Genomic DNA, 21274 nt, shown 5'->3' with positions numbered 1-21274 from the left:
CACTCATGAGGGAAGGCTCGTTAGCCCGGCAACTTCAGTTTCTGCCTTGAGAGGGCTCATGACCTTCAGCAAGATGTTGTCGGCTCTGTCCGCGACCACTGGCGCGCTGCTCGCCGTGGGCACGGGAACGGCTTGGGCCGACGTTCCATACCCTGGGCTGTACGGCAACAAAAGCGAAAACAACAACATCTGCAAGTCGTATTCCACGTCGGTGGCCAACGGCGGCGCCGGTGGCCTCGCCGGATCCGTGGACCAGAGCAATGACGCTTCGGTCGAGCAGTCAACGTCAAACGGAGGTAGCAACAGCGCCGAGATCGGCCAGGCGAACACAGCCACTCTGGAGGGGACCTTCACCGGTGGCGCGGGTGGCAGCGCTGCCGCCTCCAACGGTGGTGTGTCCACCAAGTGCAGCAACACTACCGTCTACGTGCTCGACGGCAGGTCCATCGACGGCCAAGAGCCCACCCGTCACGGCACCGGATCGCGGCGCAACAGTTCCTGACCGGGCAGCGGGCGGTGCCGGACCGGCATCCCGAGCCCGGGCCGGCACCGCCCCGCCCCGCCTCTCACGGCCACAGCAACTCGCGCCGCCACCCCCCGCCCTCGTCCTCCTCGGCCGCGCGGCGGTAGCGCAGCCGTACGTGCCGACGGTGCTCCTCCTCCTGGTAGAACTCCACCTCGTCCGCGGCCAGTACATACAGCGTCCAGCTCGGCGCCGTCGCGTCCGGCTCCCGCTCCACCCGCTCCCGCGCCGACTCGAAGGCCCGCTCCAACTCCTCGTACGAGCCCAGGACCTCGCTCTGCCGCCCGCCCCCGGCCAGCGCGGCCGTCAGCGCCGCCGGTGAGCGCCCGTGCAGATCCGCCGCGCTCTCCTCGGGGCCGGCCGCCGTGACCCGCCCGCCGATCCGCACCTGCCGACCCACCGCGGTCCAGTGGAACCCCAGCGCCGCGTACGGCTGCGCGGCCAGCTCACGGCCCTTGCGGCTGGTGCGGTGGGTGCCGAAGTGCCAGCCGCGCGCGTCCACGTCGTGCAGCATCACCGTACGCGCGGAGGGGCGGCCATCCGCGTCGGCGGTGGCCAACATCATGGTGTGCGGGCCCGGCACGCCCGCCTCGGCGGCCTCGCGCAGCCACCGTCGGAAGAGCGACAGCGGCTCGTCCGGAGCCTGTCCCGGGTCGAAGGCGGGCAGCTCGCCGGCGTCGTGTACGCGCAGCCCGTGCAGCAGCTCACGGAATTCCTCGGCGGCCTCGTCGCCGGTTCCATGCATCGGGTCCATCGGCTCCCCTGCCTTCTTCTCGTTCCCGAGTGAGCCAGGGTGACACGGGGGCGAGCGGAACGCTTGCGGGGCGCCCTCAGTCGCGCCCGAGCACCACCGTCCCCGACGAGCAGAACCAGCCGCCCGTCCCCGACGCCACGGCCAGCTCCGGCAGCCGCCCGCCCGCCTTGCGGACCTGCCGCTCACCCGCCTCGCCGCGCAGCTGGCGTACGGCCTCCACCAGCAGGAACAGCCCGCGCATACCGGGGTGGCAGGCGGAGAGCCCGCCGCCGTCCGTGTTCGTCGGCAGGTCGCCCGCAAGCGTCAGCCGCCCCTTGCCGGCGAACGCCCCGCCCTCGCCCTTCGCGCAGAAGCCCAGGTCCTCCAGGGTCACCAGCGTCATATAGGTGAACGCGTCGTAGAGCTCGGCCACGTCGATGTCCGACGGCCGTACCCCGGCCCGCCCGAAGGCCTGCCGCCCGGAGAGCGCGGCGGGCGAGACGGTGAAGTCGTCCCACTCCGACATGGTGGTGTGGGAGATCGCGGTGCCCGAACCCAGCACCCACACGGGGGGCTTCGCCGTCTCCGGTACGTACTCCTCGCCCGCGAGCAGCACGGCGCAGCCGCCGTCGGAGCGGATGCAGCAGTGCAGCTTGGTGAAGGGATCGGCGATCATCGGGCCGCTCAGCACCTCGTCCACCGTGATCGGGGCGCGGAACATCGCGTCCGGGTTGTGCGCGGCGTTGGCGCGCGCCTGGACGGCGATGTCCGCGAGCTGTTCGAGGGTCGTGCCGTACTGGTGCATATGGCGGCGCGCGGCCATCGCGTACTTGGCGACCAGGGTGTGGCCGTACGGGACCTCGAACTGGAGCGGTCCGCGCGCCCCGAAGGAGAGGTTGGAGGTACGGCGGCCCGCGCGGATGTCGGCGCGGGCGGTGGAGCCGTAGACCAGGAGGACGGCGCGAGCGTGGCCCGCGGCGATCGCGTCCGCCGCGTGGGCCGTCATGACCTCCCAGGTGGAGCCGCCGACGGACGTCGAGTCGGTCCAGGTGGGACGCAGGCCCAGATACTCGGCCACCTCGACCGGGGCCAGCGTGCCGAGCCCGGCCGACGCGAGGCCGTCGACCGCCGACCGGTCGAGGCCGGAGTCGGCGAGGGCGCGGCGGGCGGCCTGGGCGTGGAGGGCGTAGGGGGTCGCGCTGTCGACGCGGCCGCAGTCGGAGAGGGAGACACCGACGACGGCGACCTTGCGGGCGCGCTTGCACTTCGCTGCGGGCATGAATCTGACGGTACATCAGATGTGTGAGGGGTGGGGGCACGGCCGGAGGAGGGGAGGGTGGGGCAGATTGCGAGGGAGACCGTGTGTAGGGGTGGGAAAGTGTGCACCTCGTCCCTAATATGACGGACCGTCAGAGACGGAGGTGCTTGCGATGGACGCCGCGTTCACCGATGAACAGGTCGAGATCCGCCGTACGCTGCGCAGACTGCTGCGGGAGCGGTGCGGCCCCGACGAGGTCAAGGCGGCGGTCCGCACCGCGCCGGGCCATGACGAAGCGCTGTGGCGGCTGCTTGCGCGACAGCTCGGGCTGCCCGGCCTCGCTCTCCCCCGAGAAGCCGGGGGCGTCGGCTGTGGGCCCACCGAGCTGGCCCTCGCCTGCGAGGAGACCGGGCGCGCGCTGCTCCCGTCCCCGCTGACGGCCACCTCGGTGCTCGCCGCGCCCCTCATCGACCGGCTTGGGACGGGCGCGCAGCGCGCCGAGCTGCTGCCACGTATCGCGGGCGGCGAGCTCACGGCGTCGCTCGCCGTGCCCGGCGGGGAGCTGACCAGGGCGCTCGGCCTGACGGGCGGGGACGAGGACGGCGGCGGCTGGGCGGGCGGCGGGCGCGCGGGGGGCGTCCAGGCGCGGGAGAGCCGGGAGGGCCGGGAGAGCCGGGAGAGCCGGGGCAGTGGGGACGGGGGGAGCGGCGGGCCGGGCGGGGGCTGGCGGCTTTACGGGCAGGTCGACCAGGTCCTCGACGGGCACACCGCGGGGCTGCTGCTCGTCGCCGCCCGCACGGGCGGCTATACGTGCGGCCGGACGCTGCTCTTCCTCGTCCGGACCGGGGCGCTCGGCCTGGTCCGGACGAGGCTGACCGCGCTGGACGAGACGCGGCCGCAGGGCCGGATCGAGCTGCGGGACGTACCGGCCGAGCCGCTGGGCGCGGAGGGCGCGGAGGGCGCGGAGGGCGTGGAGGTGGTGGGCGCGCTGGCGCGGCTGGGGACGACGGCGGCGGCCGCGCTCGCCGCCGAGGCGGTGGGGGCGGCGGACGCGGCGCTGGAGCGGACGGTCGAGTACGTGCGGACGCGGATGCAGTTCGGCCGGTCGATCGGGTCGTTCCAGGCGGTCAAGCACCGGCTGGCGGAGGTGTACGTGAAGGTCGAGGCGGCGCGGTCGGCGGCGTACTACGCGGCGTGGGCCGTGGGGCGGTCCGCGGCGGCGCACGAGTCAGGCGCGGGCCCGGGTGCCGAGGCAGGGGCGGCCGTCGCGAGCGGGCTCGCGCTCGCGCAGGCGTTGGAGGCGCAGCGTACGGCCGCGGGGGAGGCGGTGCAGTTGCACGGCGGTGTCGGCTTCACCTGGGAGCACGACGCGCACCTCTACTTCAAGCGGGCCGCCTCGGACGAGCTGCTCTTCGGCCCGGTGCACCGGCTGCGGGCGCGCGCGGCCGAGCGGGAAGGGCTGTTCGCGGAGCCGGACGCGGCGAGCGCAACCGCGACCGCGAGCACCGACGGGCACCGGGCCCGGAAGGCGGTGGCGGTGTGATGGAGTCGCCCACAACGCGTCCGGGCTACGGAGTCCGGCTGATCCAGAAGGTGTCGTCGGGCCGAGCCTTCGCGAAGGTCGCGCCGCATATCGTCCCGGCGCTCGACCGCGCCGTGCACCGGCTGACGCGCGGCAAGGTGCTGCCCAGCGCCCGGATGCTGCCCGGCGTGATCCTCACGACGACGGGTGCGAGAAGCGGTCTGCCGCGCCGCACTCCGCTGGCCTGTATGCCGGAGGACGGCGGCACCTGGCTGCTGATCGGCAGCAACTTCGGCCGGCCGGGCCACCCTGCCTGGACCGCGAATCTGCTGGCCCATCCGGACGCGGAGATCAGCTGGAAGGGCCGCGACATCGCGGTCCGGGCGCGGCTGCTGACGGGTGAGGAGCGGGAGGCGGCCTGGGCGGCGGCGCTCCGCTTCTGGCCGCCGTACGCGACGTACCAGGCGCGGGTGGAGCGTCAGATCCGCCTGTTCCGCGTGACGCCGACACGTTCCGCGTGACGCCGACACGTTCCGCGTGAGGCCGGCTCGTTCCGCGTGACGCCGACACAGGACGGGGAGGGATCGGACGGCGCGTAAGGCCAGTGGGTCACGGCGCGTGGGTCACGGCGCGCAGGGGTGGTGGGCCAGGGCGCGTAGGGCCGGTGGGTCGGGGGTTCGCCGTGGGGGGTGACAGGACGTGCGGGACCCCCGAGCCGACCGGCCCGCTGCGGTGGGCGAGCGATGGCGGGCCCGAAGGGTCGGGGCCCGGGCGCTCGCGACGCCGACGCGCGCGGTGCGTGTTACTCGGCCTACTTGGGCGGCTTCCTGCCCGTGATGCCGAGGTGGATCAGAAGGGTGAGGGCGGGCCTGAGCTCGGCCTGCTTGACGCCCCAGCTCTGGAAGCCCTTCTGGTGGGCGGCGACCGCGGCCAGCATCGCGACGATCGAGCCCGCGACGGCCGCCGGGCTGACGTCCTTGTCGTACCGGCCCTTGGTCTGGAGCTCCTTGACGGCGTCGGTCAGGGAATTGGTGACGGCGTTGAGGATCTTCATGCGGATCTTGTAGAACCGCTTGTCCCCCTCCGCCGCGCCAAGATCGACAACCCGCAGGATGGCGTCGTGTTTGCGCCAGAAGGAGAGGAAGCCCTCGACGAGCTCTTCCGCGGCCTGTGCGCCGGATTTTCCGGCCCACGAGCGCCCGGCGACCAAGTCGGTCAGGCCCGCGCCCTCCTTCGCCATCTCCTCCGCGATCTCGAGGACGGCGCCCTCGACATCGGGGAAGTACTGGTAGAACGTCGCGGGCGAGGTGCCGGCCTTGCGCGCGACATCGATGACCTTGACGTCTCGGTACGGGGATGTGCTGAGCATCTCGCTGAGGCAGTCGAGCAGCTTCTGCCGCGTCGCCTGCCCGCGGCGACCGGCGACCCGCCCGTCGACGGTGCGTACTTGTCCTGTCATGACGTCAGCTTACCGAGGGGTGATCGAAGCGCGATTCGGCTGCGTGCAAATGGGGACCGTGCTCGGCTTGGGACTCCTGAGGCCGCGCTGATCAGGGACAACGACTCATCGAGGCCCGTCTGGGCGGCTTCTCGGCCGTCCGCGGACGACTAACCCGTTCGTGTGATTCATATTATCAACAGCCTGTGGATAACTTCGGTGGACAGAGCGACAGCGGTGCAGGCTGGGGAATCGGCGAGCGGCCTGAAATAGACCCTGGGGATGCGCCCGAATCAAGCCCCATGCCCGCGTCTCGAATCGGGCTTTACCGGCGATGAACCGTTAGCGTGGCGAATGACGCAAAGAGCTTTGTGTGTGGCGTAGTGGGGCATTCGTGCGGGAGGACCGGAACCATGGCCGCATTCGCGGAAGGCGTGCCCTGCTGGGTGGACGCGATGCTCCCCGACCTGGAGGCGGGCAAGCGCTTCTACGGCGAGCTGTTCGGCTGGACCTTCGGGGCGGGCGAGCCGCGCTACGGCCACTACACCCAGGCGTTCCACGGCGGGCGGAACGTCGCCGCCCTCGCCGCCAAGCCGGACGGTCGGATGCCGACTGTCTGGAACATCTACTTCGCCGCCCAGGACGCCGCCGCCACCGCCGCGCGCATCCGCGCCGCCGGTGGTCAGCTGATCACCGAGCCCATGCCGATCGGGGACTTCGGCGTCATGGTGACGGCCGTGGACCCCGGGGGCGCGGTCTTCGGCGTCTGGCAGGCGGGCAGCCACCCCGGTTTCGAGGAGCGCGGCACCCCGGGCTCGTACGGCTGGATCGAGCTCCGTACCCGGGATCCGGAGCGTGTGGACGCCTTTTACCGGGCGGTCTTCGGATACGGGACGGTGCGTCTGGGGAAGGAAAGGGAGTTGGGCGGGCAGCCGGGTGAGGGCGAGAGGCCGGGCGAGGAGAGGGGGCCGAGTGGAGGGGCAGGGGTGGATGGGCGGCGGCAGGAGGCCGACATCGTGTTCTGGACGCCGCGCGGGAAGCCCGCGGAGCCCGGGCACGCGATCGGCGCCCGCGCCACCATGGGCGACAGATTTCCGGCCGAGATGCCCGCGCACTTCCTCACCTACTTCGTGGTAGCGAATTGTGACGAAGTCGCGCGGAGGGCGCACGCGCTCGGCGGGCGCCTGCTCAATGACCCCGAAGATACGCCGTACGGGCGTTTCGTGGCGCTTGCGGACAATCAGGGCGCGCACTTCGCCGTCGTCGACACCTCGGGGGCGGGGTCTTCGCGCACGGAAAGCGGAGCGTAGCGGGGCCGGGAGCCCGGCGTACGGCAAAGTGGAGGTCGGCCGGGCGCCGCCAGGTGACACGACGAAATCGCCCCCGGGTTCGCAACCGCCGCCTTCGCCAGAGAGAATGCAGGTTGCGTGCCGCCGGTTGGTTTGTCGGTGAGACGCTGCAGCGGGGCTGTATTTTTTCAAGCCCCACGGGGAGGTGGCAGGCAAGTGGTGGAGCAGCTGACGCAGCACGATCCGAGGCGTATCGGACCGTTTGAGGTGCTCGGCCGGCTTGGCGCGGGCGGTATGGGGCTGGTCTATCTGGCCCGCTCGGCGTCCGGCCGGCGGGTCGCGATCAAAACGGTGCGGACCGAGCTCGCCGAGGATCAGCTGTTCCGTGTTCGCTTCACCCGCGAGGTGGAGGCGGCGCGCGCGGTCAGCGGCTTCTACACGGCCGCCGTCGTGGACGCCGATCCGCGGGCCGCGGTGCCGTGGCTGGCCACCGCGTACGTCCCGGCTCCCTCCCTCGAGGAGATAGTCAATGAGTGCGGGCCGATGCCGGCCCAGGCGGTCCGCTGGCTGGCGGCCGGGGTCGCCGAGGCGCTGCAGTCCATCCACGGCGCGGGTCTGGTCCACCGGGATCTGAAACCGTCGAACGTGCTGGTCGTCGAGGACGGCCCGCGAGTAATCGACTTCGGTATCGCGTCCGGGGTCTCGAACACCCGGCTGACGATGACCAACGTGGCCGTGGGCACCCCGGCCTATATGTCGCCCGAGCAGGCGCGTGACTCGCGCAGCGTGACGGGCGCGAGCGACATCTTCTCGCTCGGTTCGACGCTGACCTTCGCGGCGACCGGCCACGCCCCGTTCCATGGCGCCAACCCGGTCGAGACCGTGTTCATGCTGCTGCGCGAGGGCCCGGATCTGACCGGTCTGCCGGACGAACTGCGGCCGCTCATCGAGTCCTGTATGCAGATGGAGCCAGAGCGCAGGCCCACCCCGGCCGATCTGCAGTCGCAACTGGCCCCGCATCTGTTCGCCTCCAACGCCGAGGACAGCGGTACGGCCTCGGCCTGGCTGCCGGCCGGCGCGGTGGCGCTGATCGAACGCAAGCGCAACGGGCGGAACCAGATCGCGCGCCCCGCGCGTGGTGCGGACGGCCGCCATGGCGGCGATGGCGCGAGCGGTGGTGGCGGTGGCGGTGCGAGCCGGCCGTCCGCGCCGCTGCCGCCGGAGCGCCCGCCCACGCCGGGGTACGACTCGGCGCACGGACCGGGCGCGGGGCGCGGACGGCACAGCGCGCCCGCCGGCGCCTCCGGCTGGGAACCCATGCCCGCGGGCGACCCGCGCGGCGGGCTGCGCACCGATATGGGGAACCCGGCGCATCCGCCGCATCCGCCGGGCCCGATGAGCGCCATCGGCCCCGGGCGCCACGCCGCGCCCGCGGCGGCGGGCCCGCCGGGCTCCCAGGCCGCGCCGCCCTCCGTCCAAGGCCCCACAGGACCCGGCGGCCCCACAGGCCCCGGCGGCCCCACCGGCCCCGGCGTAGCCGCCGGCCCGACAGGTCCTACGGGGCGTCCCGCGGGTGCCACGGGCCCGGCGCCCATCGGAGCCGACGCGTCGGTCCGGCTGCCCGGCTCCAAGGTGCCCATCGGCCCCGGCCGCCGGGCCACCGACGGGCGTGAGCCGCAGCCGCAGCATGAGACGGGCCCCGCCACCGGCTGGGTGCGCCCGCCGACCGGCCTGACCGGCGGCGGGAACGGAGGCGAGGGCTCCATCGTGACCGGCGCCGTTCCGCCACCGTCGTCCCCGCCCACCTCGGCCCCCTCCCCGGACGCCTCCGAGGCCCCCGGCGGGGGCGGGGCGCACGGCCGCTGGCGCCCCTGGCGGTTCCGTATGTCGAACGACGTATGGGGTACTCCGGCCGTCGCGGGCGAGCTGCTGTACGTGACGTCCTTCGAGGTCCACGCGCTGGATGTGGCCACGGGGCGGCGCCAGTTCAAGACCCGCGACGTGGCCTGGGCCATGGCCGTCTCGAACGGCCGGATCCACGCCTCGGACGGCCCGACGCTGTACGCGCTGGACGCGGAGGACGGCGCCGAGCGATGGCGGCTGTCCACGGACGGCTGGGTCTACTCCCTCAAGGTCGACCGCGGCACGGTGGTGACCGGCACCCGCGGCGGCGGCGTCCAGGCATGGGAGGCCGCGAACGGCGAGCTGCTGTGGGAGATGCAGGGCGTCCAGACCGACTTCGAGACGCCCGAGTCGGGGCCGGCCATTTACGACGGTACGGTCTTCGTCTGGGCGGACGCGCGGCTGCGCGCCCTGGAGGCGCGTACGGGCGTGGAGCGCTGGTCGTACCCGATCGGCGACGCGGCGTCCTGCGGCGGGGTCCCGGTGCGGCTGCTGTCGGCCCCCGACGGGTGTGTGTACGTGGCGGCGGGCACGCGCGTGCTGGCGATCGACATCGAGCGCGGGGAGGTGCGGTGGCGCTTCGAGGCGCCCGCCGTCTTCCTGTGCGCCCCCGCGTACGCGCCGGGGCCCGCGGTGACGGGCGGCGGCGTGTACATCGCCGACTACCTCGGCACGGTCTACGCCCTGGACGCGGCGAACGGCCGCGACCGCTGGCGGATCGCCACCGAGGCGCGTCAGTCGATCGAGCCGGTGCTGGTGGCGGACGGGTCGGTGCATCTGGGCAGCGGCTCCGCGCTGTACACGCTGGACGCGGTCACCGGCACGCCCAAGTGGCGCTTCGCGGCGGGCGGCGAGGTCATCGGCTCCCCGGTCGTCGCGGACGGCCGGGTCCACTTCGGCTCGGCCGACCACTGCCTCTACACGGTGGACGCGGCGGGCGGACAGCTGCGGTGGAAGCTCGCGACGGGCGGCGAGATCACGGGCTCGCCGGTGGCCGCGGGCGGCGTGGTGTACGCGTGCAGCAAGGACCGCTGTGTCTACGCGCTGGACGCGGTCAAGGGCACCGGCCAGTCGCGGGCGTCGGCGCGCCAGGGGTAGGCCAGGGGTAGGCCAGGGTAGTCCGTCGTGTACCTGACAGCTCCTGCTACGGTGGCGGGCGCTGCCCGGACCCGGTGGGGGCCGGGAAGGTCGACGGGGAATCGGGGGCTGAACACATGATGCGGCGTGGTCTGCGGCTGACGGCCGTACTCGCGGTGGTGCTGGTGGCGTTGACCGGCTTCAAGAGCCGGGGGCACGGACGGCACGGCTCGGGCGGCGGGGGCGGCTGCTCCAGCTCCAACTCGAGCCACTCCAGCTCCAGTTCCGGCTCCGGCTCCGGCGGTTACTCCGACCCCGGCTCCAGCTCCGACGACTACGACTCAGACTCCGGCTCCTCCGGTTCGGGTTCCGGTGGCTACCGCTACCACGACCGCTACGACGACAACGACTCCTCGTCGAGCAGCGGTTCGTCGTCCGGCTCCTCCTCCAAGCCGGGGGAGCTTGCGCCGGCCGTGGCCGTCGTCAAGTGCGCCGGCAAGGACAAGAACGGCGAGCCGGCCGCGACCGTGAAGGTGACCAACCAGACCGACAGGTCTCAGACGTACATCGTCACCATGGACTTCCGCGACAAGGACTCGAAGGTGACCTCGGGCAGCGCGTACGCGCGCTTCGCCGCGAAGCAGACGAAGACCGTGAAAGTTCCTCTGGATGATCCTGGGGTTGTGGGAACCGTAGTGACGTGTGAGGTCGTCTCCGTCGACTGAACGGGCCGGGGCGGGCCAGGTTGGCCGGGGCAGAACCCTTCCTGAAGTGACTTTGGGGTAGGGAGCCGCCTTCACTAGGGTGGCGTGTACTCGTCAACGGCCCGGTGTCGGCCTGAATGTGTCTTTCCAACGGGGGTAATTCATGCATCGCCGCTCCATGCGCCTTGTCGCCGTCGCCGCGATCGGGCTGCTGGCCCTGACCGGTTGCGGCAAGAAGGGCAGGCACAGCAGCGGGTCCGGCGGCTTCGTCTCCGGCGGCGGCAGCGGCGGCAACGAGCCGCTGTCCAGCCCCAGCGGCCTCCCGACCGATCTGCCCACCGACCTGCCCACGGATCTGCCGTCGGGCCTCCCGTCGTACACCCCCTCCGACCTGCCGTCGTACACCCCGTCGCCCTCGTACAGCTACACCCCGTCGCCCACTTACAACTCGGACGGCAGGTACGACGTCTCCGCCAGCGACTGCGACTACGACGAGTCCACGCACGAGTTCCAGTACACGCTCAGTGTCAGGAACCCCGAGACGCAGGCCATGCGTTACTCGATCAGCGTCAAGTGGGCCGACTCCTCCAGCTCCAGCCAGCTCGGCATCGACTACCAGTCCGTCTACGTAGCGGGCGGCAGCTCCCAGACGGTCACCGCCACCGCCTACCGCTACCTCACCGAGCAGACGTCCTTCACCTGCACCGTCGACTCGGTGATCAAGGTGCCGAGCTGAGCGAGCTGCGCGAACTGAGCGAACTGAGCGAACTGAGCGAACTGAGCAAACGTACCCCGGCCGGCGCCCCTCAGCGCGTACGGAATCCCGGAGTCCGGGCCGCGAAGAGCCCGGCCTGGCGCTCCGGTGGCAGATTCCCCAGCGCGATCAACTGCGGGGCGTGCGCCAGCGCCTGAGTCAGCGCCGCCTCCTTGGCCGCCCACACCGCCCGTACCGTCCCCTGCACCGCCGCTGACGGATACGACGCGATGACGGCGGCCGCGCGCAAGGCGGCGGCGACCGGGTCGGCGCCGGCCGGGGTCACCTCGCTCACCAGGCCGATCTCATGGGCCCGCCGGGCCGTGACCCGTTCCGCGGTGCCCATCAGCGCCATCCGCGCGACCTCCCCGACGGGCATCCGCTGCGCCATGTAGACCGCCTCGTAGGCGCTGACCATGCCGTAGCTGGTGTGCGGGTCGAAGAACGTGGCGTGCTCGGCCGCGACGATGAACTCCGACTCTCCCAGCAGGTAGAACGCCCCGCCGCAGGCCATTCCGCCCACCGCGGCGACGACCGGCTTCCACAGGTCGTTCGCCTTCGGGCCGATGCTCACCAGCGGATCGTCGACCGAATACGGCGACGAGGGTTGTGGCACCCGCACCGCGCGGTCGAGACCGGTGCAGAACGCCTGGTCGCCCGCCCCGGTGAGCACCACGGCCCGCACCGAATCGTCCATCCGGAAGCTCCGCCAGACGGCTGCCAGCTCCGCGGCCGTCTCCAGGTCGATGGCGTTGTGCCGCTCGGGCCGGTCGAGCGTGACGACCGCGACGCCGCCTTCCCTGACCTCCGTACGCACCGTCATGGCCGCTCCAGGACCCAGCGCACCACCGCGACACCGCCCGCCGCCTGGTGGAAGACCGCCCGCACCGGGGCGTTGATGCGGATCCGCGCCGGGTCGACCGAGTCGAGCGCGGCGTCGGCGGCGGTGACCAGATTGCCCACCAGCCGGATGCGCGGGGCGTCCACGAGCTCGACGAGGATCACGTTGTACGGCGCCTGGGCGGCGTACGCGGGCAGCAGCGGCGGATGCGGTACGACGTACGACCAGATCCGGCCACGGCCGCTGGTCCGGATCCACTCGCTGTCGAAGGACTGGCAGTGCGGACAGCAGGGGCGGGGCGGGAAGCGGGGCTCGGCGCAGTCGGCGCAGGTCTGGACGCGCAGCTCGCCGCGCGCCGCGTAGCCGAAGAAGGGCGCCCCGTCGTCGTCGGCCACGGGCGCGAGCAGCCCGTCCGCGCGCCCGTCTGCGCGCCGGTCTTCCTCCGCGCCACCGGAGCCGTCCCGGATACCGGACTGTGTCATCTCCTCGATCAACTCCTCAGCAGCAGAGCGGAGGTGGGTACCCCCTCACCCGCCGTGACCAGGCAGGTCGCGGCGTCCGGCACCTGCGCGGTGCTGGTCCCGCGCAGCTGTCTGACTCCCTCGGTGATGAGGTTGAAACCGTGCACGTACGCCTCACTGAGGCCGCCCCCGCCGGTGTTGAGCGGCAGCCGCCCGCCGATCTCCAGCGCGCCCCCCTCGGTGAACGCGGCCCCTTCGCCGCGCGCGCAGAAGCCGTAGCCCTCCAGCGACAGCGGGATCAGGGGGGTGAAGGCGTCGTAGATCTGCGCCACGTCCACGTCCTGCGGCCCGAAGTCGGCCGACTTCCACAGCTGGCGGGCGGCGGTCCAGGCGGGCCCGGTGAGCGGGTCGTCGTTCCAGTAGTTGACCATCCCGTGGTGCTGGGCGGGCAGCCCCTGGGCCACGGAGTGGATGTACACGGGCGGGCGCCGGCAGTCGCGGGCCCGCTCGGCGGAGACGATTACGCAGGCCAGCGCGCCGTCGGTCTCCAGGCAGTTGTCGAACAGGCACAGCGGCTCGCTGATCCAGCGGGCCGTCATATACATCTCCCGGGTCAGCGGCCGCTCGTACATCATCGCGGCCGGGTTCTGGTTGGCCCGGTTGCGGCAGGCCAGCGCGACGTTGAAGAAGTGGTCGCGGGTGGCGCCGTACTCATGCATATAGCGGCGGGCCAGCAGGCCGATCTCGTCGGCGGGCCGCAGCAGCCCGTACGGCCGGGTCCACTGCGCGGGGGTCGGCAGCTGTACGCGGGTGTTCGTCCACGGCCGCGGGCCGCTGCCGCGTTTACGCGAGCGCCAGGCCACCCCGACGCTCGCCTGGCCGGTGGTGATCGCGGCGGCCAGATGCGCGACGGTCGCGCAGGAGCCGCCACCGCCGTAGCCGACCTTGCTGAAAAAGGTCACATCCCCGGCGCCGATGGCCTTGGCGACCTCGACCTCGTCCGTCTCCTCCATGGTGTACGAGGCGAAGGCGTCCACCTCGGACGGGGCGATCCCCGCGTCGTCGAGCGCGGCGAGGATCGCCCGGCAGGCCAGGGTCTTCTCGGATTCGGGGAGGCGTTTGGCGAACGGGGTCTGGCCGATGCCGGCTATCGCGGTCGCGTCTTTCAAGGTCGCCCCCATCGCCACCTCCGTGGTCGCGTTCATTGGCGCATCGATGCTGACAGCGGGGAAGGCTACCGCTAATCTGACGGACAGTCAGCTACGCGGACCGGTACTGCGGGAGGTGACCCGATGCGCGAGACCATCCCGGCGCTGGTACGGGCGGCGGTGGAGCGTTACGGCGACACCGAGGCGGCCGTCGAGGGCCGCACCCGGATCTCGTACGCGGAGCTCGGCGAGCGCGTGGAGCGGGCCGCGGCGGCGTGCCTCGCCTCGGGCGTCGAGGCGGGCGACCGGATCGCGATCTGGGCGCCCAACACCCTCGACTGGATCGTGGCGGCGCTGGGCGCGGTCACGGCGGGCGGGGTGCTCGTCCCCGTCAACACCCGCTTCAAGGGCGCGGAGGCGGCGTACGTCCTGCGGCGCACCCGCGCCACCCACCTCTTCGTCACCGGCACCTTCCTCGGCACCTCGTACGTGGCCTCGCTGCGCCGCGCGGCCGGGGAGGGGCCGGGCCGCGGCCCGCTGCCCGGTCTGCCGTACCTACGCGAAGTGGTCGTCCTGGCCGACGACGCCCCCGCCGACTTCCGCGCCTGGAAGGACTTCCTGGCGGCGGGCGAGCGCATCTCCTCCGAGGCGGTACGCGCCCGAGCCGCCGCCGTACGCCCCGGCGACCCCTCCGACATCACCTTCACCTCGGGCACCACCGGCAACCCCAAGGGCGTCGTGATCACCCACGCCCAGACCGTGCGCGTCTACACCAGCTGGAGCGAGGTCACGGGCCTCACGGAGGGCGACCGCTACCTCATCGTCAACCCGTTCTTCCACACCTTCGGCTACAAAGCGGGCATCATCGCCTGTCTGACGCGCGGCGCGACGATGGTCCCGCAGCCCGTCTTCAACGTGGAAACCGCCCTCGCCAACATCGCCGCCGAGCGCATCACCGTCCTCCCCGGCCCGCCCACCCTGTACCAGTCCCTCCTCGACCACCCGGCCCGCGCCGCGCACGACCTGTCCACCCTGCGCCTGGTCATCACAGGCGCCGCCGTCGTCCCCCTGGAACTGGTCGAACGGCTCCGCAGCGAACTCCGCGTCGCCACCGTCCTGACCGCCTACGGCCTCAGCGAGGCCTCCGGCACCGTCACCATGTGCCGCCGCGGCGACCCGCCCGAGGTCGTCTCCGCCACCTCCGGCCGCGCCATCCCCGACACCGAGATCATGGTCGTCGGCGCCGGCGGCGCGGAGCTCCCGCCGGGGCAGCCGGGTGAGGTCTGGGTCCGCGGATATCACATCACCCGCGGCTACTTCGAGGACCCCGTCGCCACGGCCCGGGCCATCACCCCGGACGGCTGGCTGCGCACGGGCGACGTCGGCGTCATGGACCCCGACGGCAATCTGCGGATCACCGACCGCATCAAGGACATGTTCGTCGTGGGCGGCTTCAACGCGTACCCGGCGGAGATCGAGCAGCTGATCGCCCGCCACCCCGATATCGCCGATGTCGCGGTCATCGGCATCCCGGACCCGCGGCTCGGCGAGGTGGGGAAGGCGTACGCGGTACGGCGCGCGGGGGCGACGCTGACGGCGGACGATCTGATCGCCTGGTCACGGCGGGAGATGGCCAACTACAAGGTGCCCCGGCAGGTGGAGTTCCTGATGGAGCTGCCGCGGAACGCGAGCGGGAAGGTGCTCAAGACGCACCTGCGCTCGCGCGGTCCGCGGCTTGGCTGATCGCCTTCGCCCTGGCCCTGGCCTACTCGGCGGGGCCGCCGATCCGCCCCGTACGGACGCCGCTCACGAACTCGGCCCATGCGGCGGGGGGTATGAGGAGGGCGGGGCGGGTCTTGTCTTTCGAGTCGCGGACGCCGACCGCGGTGGTCAGGTCAGCGATCTCCACGCAGGCGCTCGGCTCTTGGCCGCTGTAGGACGACTTGAACCAGGTGGCTTCTTTACGGACGTTCATGGCTATACCAACTCTCGTGCTAGTTCTTTGAGGAAGCGAGGCGTTTCCGTCGGAGGTAGTGCGCCCTCGCGCATGGCATCGAAGCGGCGGTTGTGTTTCCAGGCCTCACCATTCTTGTCGGTGTAGCTGTTGGTGCTGTTGTCGAGTACGACGACTGAGTCGAGGCCGCCGTCGAAATCGAGAACGATGAAGTTGTCTTCTGCCCTGTACGTGGCAAGGGACTGTGGCAGGACTTGGACGGTCACGTTGTCGAGACTGCACAACTCGGCGATGGTCTCGTACTGCTCCCGCATGATCTCCGGGCCACCGATGACTCGGCGCAGCGCCGACTCGTCGAGGACGACCCGAAGTTCAAGCGGGTCGTCCTGGCGCGTGATGACTTGCTTGCGTTCCATGCGTACGCGCGTGTTGTCCTCTACGAACGCCGTTGTCGTCTCCTCAACGGGCTTCGCGGTCATGAACATCGCACGCGCGTAGTTCTCGGTCTGCAACAGCCCGAAGACGACCTGCGCATTCCAAGCGCGCATCGCACGGGCGTCCATCTCCAGTCCAATGAATGTGTGCAGGCCCGATGGCAAAACGTTGCGGTAAGGGGTCCACCAATCCCTGGTGAGCGAGTCGCGGTGAAGTGTCAGCAGGGTCTGTCGATCATCGATGTCCGTAATGCCGTAGCGGTCCAGCAGCGCCTCCATGTCGGCAACCCGAGGGAGGCTGTTGTTACCCGTCTCCACTCGGCTGAGCTTGGCCTCCGAGCATCCGAGCCCCTTGGCCGCCTCCAGGATGGTGAGGCCGGTCTTCTCGCGCAGGCGGCGAAGCTCTTTACCGAGTTCCCGGCGGCGGAACGTAGTACCTCGTCGTGCGGCCATCTGTGTTCCCTCCACGTGCCTCTGTAGGGCCTCGGCACGCTGCTGTGCCGAGTCTGTCATCCCCAGATCCCCCTGAAACAGCCCCTGTTGACGCAGAGGCATGTACCACTTTCACGATAGCGGCACTTTAGCTTGCAAGTTAGGTTGCAAGTGCAGAACAGTAGTTGTGCGACCGAGGGCCGGGTCGGGGCGGCGGCTGAAGCCAGCCGATCTCTGTGCCCAAGAAACCCGTCTGCCCAGCAACTTCTCAGTGATGGGAGTCAGTTTTATGGCCACTGTCATTACCGGGCTGAAGCGCATGCGCGTTTCCGTCGCCACCATTCCGAAAAACGTTCGAGAGCTAATTCGTGCAGGCGTACGCACCCTCGCGGAGTGGGCACTGAAAGGGCTTGTGAGCGCGGCCGGCCGGGGGCGGCGCAGCGCGGAGCACGAGCGCTTCCCGATTGTCTGGGATGCCGACCCTGTGGGGTTGTACGTCGTCCGGTACGAGCGGGAGCGGGCGTTGGGGGTGGCGAGGTGAGCGCGGAGACGTCTCCACAGGAGACGCCGGGGGATTCCGGGCCGCGCCCCACTCTCAAGGAGTTGGAGCGGCGCGCGGAGGCTCTGGCCAAGGCGATCCGTAAGCATCTGGAGCGAGGGACGCGGCGGTGAGGTCGTTGATGGTGCGGGGCATGACCGCTGGGATCCAAGACTGCGCGAAGTGCGGGGAGTACACCGCGTTGCGCGAGAAGGCCAAGCAGGACGGGGACTACGGCCAGGCGACCGCGTACGAGATCTTGCGCCGCCGTCATCCGTCCCACGAAACGTCGAGCCGTACGGCCCGTTGGGGGGTACCCGTATGAGCCGGCCGACGCCGTACAAGGGTCCGAAGGTGGGCCAGGGGGCGTACGACGCCGCCACCGGGCGTGTCGGTGTCCTCCAGGACGTCTGTCACGTTGACGATCTCGTCTTCGACCACAGGATGGCGGGGCCCCGCGTCGCCTTCCTGCGTCCGGCTGCAGGCGGGCGGGAGTGGATGACCGACGCCGGGAACGTCAAGTTTCCGGAGGAGGCGTCGGCATAGAGGCCCCTGCCCCCCACCCCCTCGCAAAAAAATGCTTGCTCTTCATCAAACGATTTTTTGTAAGGGGGTGGGGGCAGGGCGGGCAGACGTCCGCGGACCGGTCCCGGCGCGGCGTCACTACCGTGCCGGTATGCCGCGATTCGATCGTGATCAGCGAGCCCGGAGAAGGCACCCCCACGGAAAAGCCGGACTGGTGCTCGTACTTGCCGTGAGCCTCCTCGGCGCCGGGTGCTCGAGCAGGCAGGCCGCGCCGCGGCCGTCGTCCTCCCGTCCAGCATCCTCGGCCTCGTCCGCCGCCACGTCCTCGCCCTCCGCCTCCGCCACGTCCTCGCCCTCCGCCGCATCGCAACCGAGCAAGTACACCCAGGCGCAGCTGGCGTCGCGGCCGTGCCTTGCCCTCGATGAGCGTGACCTCGCCGCGTTGGGAATCAGCGGCCGGGGGAAACAGGAGGCCGGTAAGCACGGGGCCGCGTGCGCGTGGAAGTTGGAGGGGCAGAACGTCAGCCTCGCACTGGATCTACCACTGTCCTACGCGCGGACCATGACCAAGAACGGGCGCGTCACGCAGGTGCCGGTGGGGAAGCACAAGGCTGTGCAGGCTGAATTCCAGGGAATCTGCTTCATCTTCGTCGCGGTGCACGATGTCAATCGCCTGATCGGCACCACGACGATTCCGGACCCCGGGGAATCGCAGGATGGAACGTGTCCCGCAGGGGCGTCGGTCGCCGCCGCGGCTCTGACCCATATCCGGTGACCGGGTCCCGGGTATCGTGACCGTCCAGCGGAACGGCTTGGGCCAGGCGGGTCGGGCTGGCCGAGAGGGGCGGCATGACTGGTGTGACGGGCTTGGTCACGCACGTCGATCTGGACGACGGTGCCACGCGCGCAGGGCAGATGTCGATGTCGGCACGGCTTGTGGCCGTACTCGCGGATGGCCGCAGCCTGGTCCTGCTCGACGATCGAGGCTGGAGCCTTTGGGGCCCGGTGGATGTCCGGAAATTGATCTCGGTCGAGGATGTCGAGAGGGACGCCCGGATGGTGGTCGGGCCGGACGAGCCGGGCGACGGCCAGACCGGTGAGCAGATGGCGGCCGACCACTGGGCCTCGCTGGCCGGGATCATCGCGTGGCACGGTGTGAGCGTGGACGCGCGGGAACTGGAGCGGTTGCCGCATGATGTCGTGCTCAGCGAACGCCTTCGAGCACGGATTGGCTGAAGGCTCGACGTCAGCGATCGGGTAGGGGACTCAGCCGCGGTCGAGCACCGCCAGGAGCTGCCCCGCGAACTCCTTCGGGTGTTCCGTGGCGCCCACATGCCCGCCCGGGAATTCCACGACCTCGCCGCCGGGCCCGAGCAGCTGTGCCAGCCGCCGGGCCGGCCCGTACAGCGGCTCCTGTTCCCGGGAGTCCCGGCCGGCCGCCAGTATCAGCCGGTCCGCGGCGGGGCGTAGGGCGGCGAGGTCGGGGACGGTCGCGGTGAACGGGCACAGGACGTGTTCCAGGAAGACGGGGAGGTTGGCGTGCATGCGGGCGGCCATCTCCTGGATCTCGGGCGGAAGTTCGGTCGGCCGGTCCGATGGCCGTCCGCCCAGGCCCTCGTTGAACCGCGCCATCGCGGGGCCGACCCCGTCCCTGCGGAACGTCTCGCGCACCTCGGCGAAGAGGCGGCGGTGCGGGGCGGGGTCGTCCAGGACCTCGATCAGCGGGGGCTCGTGGGCGACGACCCGGCGCAGCCGCTCGGGGTGGCGGGCTAGGAGGTCGAGCGCGACGACGGCGCCTGAGCTGCAGCCGAGTACGTACGCGCTCTCGTGGGGCGAGAGCAGTTCGAGCAGCCGGTGGGCGTCGTCGCTCCATACGTCGACCCGCTGGTCGGTGAGCGGGCCGTCGAGGGGGCTGCGGGACAGGCCGCGTGGGTCGTAGGAGACGACGGTGTGGTGGGCGGCGAGGTCGGGGGCCATGCCCTCGTACAGCCCGGCGTCGGCGGCGCCGCCGGGGATCAGCAGGAGGACGGGGCCGCGGCCGCGGGTCTCGTAGTGGAGGGTGGCGCCGGGGACGTCGAGGGTGCCGGTTGTGGGCTTGGGCATGGCTGGGCCCCGCCTCTCTTCCTAGGGAGTCTAGGTTTAACCTAACAGCCCTAGGTTTGGGGTGCTGGGGAATTTTCGTGCGTGCGGGACCACGCCGCGCCGCCGTCGCCCAGCCCTCATCGCTCAAGCCGCCCTGAACCACCTGCCCAGCGCATCGCGCAGACCGTCGTCCGTCGTGCCCTGCCAGGCGACGTAGCAGTCGGGGCGCAGCAGCAGCGCGGTGTCGAGTTCCGGGATGGTCAGGATGTCGACGTGCGGCGCCCAGGGGCCCGTGTCGAGGGTGCCGGTGGGGTCGAGGAGGAGGGGGCGGGCGGTGCGCGTCGCCTCGCGCAGGCCAGGCAGATCGGGTGCCCAGCGGCCGACGAGCGGCCCGGTCGCCGGACCCATGTCATAGGTGATGTCCGCGCCGGACATCAGATCCGCGAGGTGTTGCCGGGTCGTGGGCTGGGCGAGAAGTTCGCCGAACAGTTCGCGCAGCGCCGTCACTTCGCCGCCCGGGCGGATCAGCAGCGACTGCGCCTGGGTGTGCATGGCGACGCGCCGCGCCACCGGGGCTCGTTCCGCCTCGTAGCTGTCCAGCAGTCCGTCGGGTGCGTGGCCGCGCAGCTCCGCGGCCAGCTTCCAGCCGAGGTTCACCGCGTCCTGGAGGCCCATGTTGAGCCCGGGGCCGCCGATCGCCGAGTGCACATGCGCGGCGTCGCCGAGCAGGAAGACGCGGCCCGCGCGGTAGCGTTCCGCGATGCGGGTGTTGCCGCCGAACAGCCGCCTCATCACATGCGGGCCCGGCCCGGTCGGCGGGGCGAGCGGTACGTCCGTGCCGAGCACCCGGGAGGCGCTGGCCCGCAGCTCGTCGAGGGAAGCCTCACCCTCGGCCGGCTGGTCCCACTCCACCGTGCTGAGCAGCGGATCGCGGCCCGGGAACGGCGCCCAGGCGATCAGCCCGCGCTCGGTGCGCAGATGCCGGAACGGCGGTACGGCGCCGAAGCCGGGCACGACCAGGCCGCCGTCGGCGCCGACCGTGCCCGGGTCCACGCTCACCTGTCCCACACGCGACACCGAGTCGTCGGCGGTCACACCGGGGAAGCCGATCCCGGTGGTCTTGCGGACCACGCTGCGCCCGCCGTCGGCGCCGACCAGGAACGCCGCTTCGATCGGCTCGCGCCCGCGCAGTTCGACCGTCACCGACTTCTCGTCCTGCGCCAGACCGATGACCTCGTGGTCGCGGCGTATCTCGACGCCCAGTTCGGCGGCGCGCTCGGCGAGCATCTGCTCGATCCGGCGCTGTGGCACCGACAAGGTGTAGAGGGAGTTGTCCGGCAGGTCGCTCAGCTCGAGCGGAAACGCGCCGAACACGAAACTGGGCACCGGCTCGGGTGTGGCGCCGGGCGAGGTCAGCCGCTCGTACAGCCCACGCCGGTCGAGTACCCGCACGACCTGGCCGACCATGCCGTTCGCGCGCTGCTCGGTGGACGGTTCGGTGAGGCGTTCCAGGACGAGGGGGCGGATGCCGGCCAGGGCGAGTTCGCAGGCGAGCATCAGGCCGTTGGGTCCGGCGCCCGCGATGACAACATCGATCATGAGCAGAGTCCTTTTCGGGCTTTCGGGCTTTCGGGTTTTGAGGCTTTCGGGTTTTTGGGC

24 protein-coding genes are annotated in these 21274 nt (G+C 71.4%); 14 read left to right on the top strand and 10 right to left on the bottom strand.

The features are described 5' to 3' along the window. Positions 1-58 precede the first annotated feature (58 nt). On the top strand, positions 59-502 hold the full coding sequence (locus ACH4U7_RS14565; RefSeq protein ID WP_398528293.1) for a hypothetical protein: 444 nt from the start codon (positions 59-61) through the stop codon (positions 500-502). Between the two features lie 64 nt (positions 503-566). Here the strand turns inward: ACH4U7_RS14565 and ACH4U7_RS14560 are convergent, their stop codons facing one another. Continuing rightward, positions 567-1268: a pyridoxal 5'-phosphate synthase gene (locus ACH4U7_RS14560; RefSeq protein ID WP_398528526.1), complete on the bottom strand. Its 702-nt coding sequence runs from the start codon at positions 1266-1268 to the stop codon at positions 567-569. Between the two features lie 85 nt (positions 1269-1353). Then, entirely contained in the window at positions 1354-2535 is a 1182-nt protein-coding gene (locus ACH4U7_RS14555; RefSeq protein WP_398528292.1) for a thiolase C-terminal domain-containing protein, read from the bottom strand. A 151-nt stretch (positions 2536-2686) separates the two neighbouring features. Between ACH4U7_RS14555 and ACH4U7_RS14550 the strand changes: the two genes are divergently transcribed. Then, positions 2687-4057, top strand: a complete 1371-nt coding sequence (locus ACH4U7_RS14550) for an acyl-CoA dehydrogenase family protein (RefSeq protein ID WP_398528291.1) — start codon at positions 2687-2689, stop codon at positions 4055-4057. After that, positions 4057-4557, top strand: a complete 501-nt coding sequence (locus ACH4U7_RS14545; protein ID WP_398528290.1) for a nitroreductase family deazaflavin-dependent oxidoreductase — start codon at positions 4057-4059, stop codon at positions 4555-4557. Before ACH4U7_RS14550 ends, ACH4U7_RS14545 begins: the two co-directional genes overlap by 1 nt. A gap of 290 nt (positions 4558-4847) precedes the next feature. Here ACH4U7_RS14545 and ACH4U7_RS14540 read toward each other — a convergent pair whose 3' ends face one another. Further along, entirely contained in the window at positions 4848-5495 is a 648-nt protein-coding gene (locus ACH4U7_RS14540) for a TetR family transcriptional regulator (protein ID WP_398528289.1), read from the bottom strand. A 392-nt stretch (positions 5496-5887) separates the two neighbouring features. Between ACH4U7_RS14540 and ACH4U7_RS14535 the strand changes: the two genes are divergently transcribed. The 4 genes from ACH4U7_RS14535 (at position 5888) to ACH4U7_RS14520 (ending at position 11182) form a co-directional block, all read left to right on the top strand. Further along, positions 5888-6784: a VOC family protein gene (locus tag ACH4U7_RS14535; protein WP_398528288.1), complete on the top strand. Its 897-nt coding sequence runs from the start codon at positions 5888-5890 to the stop codon at positions 6782-6784. Between the two features lie 195 nt (positions 6785-6979). After that, positions 6980-9763 carry a PQQ-binding-like beta-propeller repeat protein gene (locus ACH4U7_RS14530; protein WP_398528287.1) on the top strand — a complete coding sequence of 928 codons (2784 nt, stop codon included), beginning with the start codon at positions 6980-6982 and terminating at the stop codon, positions 9761-9763. A 116-nt stretch (positions 9764-9879) separates the two neighbouring features. Continuing rightward, positions 9880-10467: a hypothetical protein gene (locus ACH4U7_RS14525; protein ID WP_398528286.1), complete on the top strand. Its 588-nt coding sequence runs from the start codon at positions 9880-9882 to the stop codon at positions 10465-10467. 157 nt (positions 10468-10624) lie between these two features. After that, the gene (locus ACH4U7_RS14520; RefSeq protein WP_398528285.1) at positions 10625-11182 is read left to right on the top strand and encodes a hypothetical protein; all 558 of its coding nucleotides are present in this window, start codon (positions 10625-10627) and stop codon (positions 11180-11182) included. 70 nt (positions 11183-11252) lie between these two features. Here ACH4U7_RS14520 and ACH4U7_RS14515 read toward each other — a convergent pair whose 3' ends face one another. Genes ACH4U7_RS14515 through ACH4U7_RS14505 form a run of 3 tightly spaced genes read right to left on the bottom strand, consistent with a single transcriptional unit; the run spans position 11253 to position 13683 of the window. Next, a complete protein-coding gene (locus ACH4U7_RS14515; RefSeq protein ID WP_398528284.1) occupies positions 11253-12023 on the bottom strand; it encodes an enoyl-CoA hydratase/isomerase family protein in 771 nt (256 codons plus the stop codon). Continuing rightward, positions 12020-12523, bottom strand: coding sequence for a Zn-ribbon domain-containing OB-fold protein (locus ACH4U7_RS14510; RefSeq protein WP_398528283.1), 504 nt, complete (start codon positions 12521-12523; stop codon positions 12020-12022). The genes ACH4U7_RS14515 and ACH4U7_RS14510 overlap by 4 nt, the downstream gene beginning before the upstream one ends. A gap of 8 nt (positions 12524-12531) precedes the next feature. Beyond that, entirely contained in the window at positions 12532-13683 is a 1152-nt protein-coding gene (locus ACH4U7_RS14505) for a lipid-transfer protein (protein ID WP_398528525.1), read from the bottom strand. 111 nt (positions 13684-13794) lie between these two features. On the opposite strand from ACH4U7_RS14505, the gene ACH4U7_RS14500 reads away from it, so the two are divergent. Continuing rightward, entirely contained in the window at positions 13795-15393 is a 1599-nt protein-coding gene (locus ACH4U7_RS14500) for a FadD3 family acyl-CoA ligase (RefSeq protein ID WP_398528282.1), read from the top strand. 22 nt (positions 15394-15415) lie between these two features. Here the strand turns inward: ACH4U7_RS14500 and ACH4U7_RS14495 are convergent, their stop codons facing one another. Together ACH4U7_RS14495 and ACH4U7_RS14490 are read right to left on the bottom strand one after the other, a co-directional pair. After that, the gene (locus tag ACH4U7_RS14495) at positions 15416-15625 is read right to left on the bottom strand and encodes a DUF397 domain-containing protein (RefSeq protein ID WP_398528281.1); all 210 of its coding nucleotides are present in this window, start codon (positions 15623-15625) and stop codon (positions 15416-15418) included. A gap of 2 nt (positions 15626-15627) precedes the next feature. Then, positions 15628-16491, bottom strand: a complete 864-nt coding sequence (locus ACH4U7_RS14490; protein WP_398528280.1) for a helix-turn-helix domain-containing protein — start codon at positions 16489-16491, stop codon at positions 15628-15630. Positions 16492-16759: 268 nt separating this feature from the next. Here ACH4U7_RS14490 and ACH4U7_RS14485 point away from each other — a divergent pair, with 268 nt between their 5' ends. From ACH4U7_RS14485 to ACH4U7_RS14460, 6 genes are all read left to right on the top strand, one after another. Further along, positions 16760-17011: a hypothetical protein gene (locus ACH4U7_RS14485; protein ID WP_398528279.1), complete on the top strand. Its 252-nt coding sequence runs from the start codon at positions 16760-16762 to the stop codon at positions 17009-17011. Then, a complete protein-coding gene (locus ACH4U7_RS14480; RefSeq protein ID WP_398528278.1) occupies positions 17008-17142 on the top strand; it encodes a hypothetical protein in 135 nt (44 codons plus the stop codon). The genes ACH4U7_RS14485 and ACH4U7_RS14480 overlap by 4 nt, the downstream gene beginning before the upstream one ends. A gap of 20 nt (positions 17143-17162) precedes the next feature. Beyond that, entirely contained in the window at positions 17163-17333 is a 171-nt protein-coding gene (locus ACH4U7_RS14475; protein WP_398528277.1) for a hypothetical protein, read from the top strand. Further along, positions 17330-17554 (top strand): hypothetical protein, encoded by a 225-nt coding sequence (locus ACH4U7_RS14470; RefSeq protein ID WP_398528276.1) that lies wholly within the window; start codon positions 17330-17332, stop codon positions 17552-17554. Before ACH4U7_RS14475 ends, ACH4U7_RS14470 begins: the two co-directional genes overlap by 4 nt. 31 nt (positions 17555-17585) lie before the next feature. Then, positions 17586-18308 (top strand): DUF3558 family protein, encoded by a 723-nt coding sequence (locus ACH4U7_RS14465; protein ID WP_398528275.1) that lies wholly within the window; start codon positions 17586-17588, stop codon positions 18306-18308. A gap of 74 nt (positions 18309-18382) precedes the next feature. Then, complete coding sequence (locus ACH4U7_RS14460) at positions 18383-18769, top strand: hypothetical protein (RefSeq protein ID WP_398528274.1); 387 nt, start codon at positions 18383-18385, stop codon at positions 18767-18769. Positions 18770-18799: 30 nt separating this feature from the next. On the opposite strand, the gene ACH4U7_RS14455 is transcribed toward ACH4U7_RS14460, so the two are convergent. Together ACH4U7_RS14455 and ACH4U7_RS14450 are read right to left on the bottom strand one after the other, a co-directional pair. Continuing rightward, positions 18800-19636 (bottom strand): alpha/beta fold hydrolase, encoded by an 837-nt coding sequence (locus tag ACH4U7_RS14455; RefSeq protein ID WP_398528273.1) that lies wholly within the window; start codon positions 19634-19636, stop codon positions 18800-18802. A gap of 123 nt (positions 19637-19759) precedes the next feature. Continuing rightward, on the bottom strand, positions 19760-21214 hold the full coding sequence (locus ACH4U7_RS14450) for an FAD-dependent monooxygenase (protein WP_398528272.1): 1455 nt from the start codon (positions 21212-21214) through the stop codon (positions 19760-19762). Positions 21215-21274: the final 60 nt, after the last annotated feature.

The sequence above is a fragment of the Streptomyces sp. NPDC020845 genome, assembly GCF_044334165.1.
Classification (GTDB): Bacteria; Actinomycetota; Actinomycetes; order Streptomycetales; family Streptomycetaceae; genus Streptomyces.
The sequence above is the reverse complement of the archived record's forward strand: the minus strand, read 5'-3'. Positions and strand labels throughout refer to the sequence as shown.

What these genes read in the sequence shown, in the direction of transcription:
- ACH4U7_RS14470 (WP_398528276.1), top strand. Translation starts at nt 17,330, where the DNA reads ATGAGCCGGCCGACGCCGTACAAGGGTCCGAAGGTGGGCCAGGGGGCG.
- ACH4U7_RS14515 (WP_398528284.1), bottom strand. Translation starts at nt 12,023, where the DNA reads ATGACGGTGCGTACGGAGGTCAGGGAAGGCGGCGTCGCGGTCGTCACG.
- ACH4U7_RS14450 (WP_398528272.1), bottom strand. Translation starts at nt 21,214, where the DNA reads ATGATCGATGTTGTCATCGCGGGCGCCGGACCCAACGGCCTGATGCTC.
- ACH4U7_RS14520 (WP_398528285.1), top strand. Translation starts at nt 10,625, where the DNA reads ATGCGCCTTGTCGCCGTCGCCGCGATCGGGCTGCTGGCCCTGACCGGT.
- ACH4U7_RS14490 (WP_398528280.1), bottom strand. Translation starts at nt 16,491, where the DNA reads ATGGCCGCACGACGAGGTACTACGTTCCGCCGCCGGGAACTCGGTAAA.
- ACH4U7_RS14455 (WP_398528273.1), bottom strand. Translation starts at nt 19,636, where the DNA reads ATGCCCAAGCCCACAACCGGCACCCTCGACGTCCCCGGCGCCACCCTC.
- ACH4U7_RS14550 (WP_398528291.1), top strand. Translation starts at nt 2,687, where the DNA reads ATGGACGCCGCGTTCACCGATGAACAGGTCGAGATCCGCCGTACGCTG.
- ACH4U7_RS14525 (WP_398528286.1), top strand. Translation starts at nt 9,880, where the DNA reads ATGATGCGGCGTGGTCTGCGGCTGACGGCCGTACTCGCGGTGGTGCTG.
- ACH4U7_RS14495 (WP_398528281.1), bottom strand. Translation starts at nt 15,625, where the DNA reads ATGAACGTCCGTAAAGAAGCCACCTGGTTCAAGTCGTCCTACAGCGGC.
- ACH4U7_RS14555 (WP_398528292.1), bottom strand. Translation starts at nt 2,535, where the DNA reads ATGCCCGCAGCGAAGTGCAAGCGCGCCCGCAAGGTCGCCGTCGTCGGT.
- ACH4U7_RS14535 (WP_398528288.1), top strand. Translation starts at nt 5,888, where the DNA reads ATGGCCGCATTCGCGGAAGGCGTGCCCTGCTGGGTGGACGCGATGCTC.
- ACH4U7_RS14545 (WP_398528290.1), top strand. Translation starts at nt 4,057, where the DNA reads ATGGAGTCGCCCACAACGCGTCCGGGCTACGGAGTCCGGCTGATCCAG.
- ACH4U7_RS14475 (WP_398528277.1), top strand. Translation starts at nt 17,163, where the DNA reads ATGACCGCTGGGATCCAAGACTGCGCGAAGTGCGGGGAGTACACCGCG.
- ACH4U7_RS14465 (WP_398528275.1), top strand. Translation starts at nt 17,586, where the DNA reads ATGCTTGCTCTTCATCAAACGATTTTTTGTAAGGGGGTGGGGGCAGGG.
- ACH4U7_RS14485 (WP_398528279.1), top strand. Translation starts at nt 16,760, where the DNA reads ATGGCCACTGTCATTACCGGGCTGAAGCGCATGCGCGTTTCCGTCGCC.
- ACH4U7_RS14510 (WP_398528283.1), bottom strand. Translation starts at nt 12,523, where the DNA reads ATGACACAGTCCGGTATCCGGGACGGCTCCGGTGGCGCGGAGGAAGAC.
- ACH4U7_RS14565 (WP_398528293.1), top strand. Translation starts at nt 59, where the DNA reads ATGACCTTCAGCAAGATGTTGTCGGCTCTGTCCGCGACCACTGGCGCG.
- ACH4U7_RS14505 (WP_398528525.1), bottom strand. Translation starts at nt 13,683, where the DNA reads ATGGGGGCGACCTTGAAAGACGCGACCGCGATAGCCGGCATCGGCCAG.
- ACH4U7_RS14460 (WP_398528274.1), top strand. Translation starts at nt 18,383, where the DNA reads ATGACTGGTGTGACGGGCTTGGTCACGCACGTCGATCTGGACGACGGT.
- ACH4U7_RS14560 (WP_398528526.1), bottom strand. Translation starts at nt 1,268, where the DNA reads ATGCATGGAACCGGCGACGAGGCCGCCGAGGAATTCCGTGAGCTGCTG.
- ACH4U7_RS14500 (WP_398528282.1), top strand. Translation starts at nt 13,795, where the DNA reads ATGCGCGAGACCATCCCGGCGCTGGTACGGGCGGCGGTGGAGCGTTAC.
- ACH4U7_RS14540 (WP_398528289.1), bottom strand. Translation starts at nt 5,495, where the DNA reads ATGACAGGACAAGTACGCACCGTCGACGGGCGGGTCGCCGGTCGCCGC.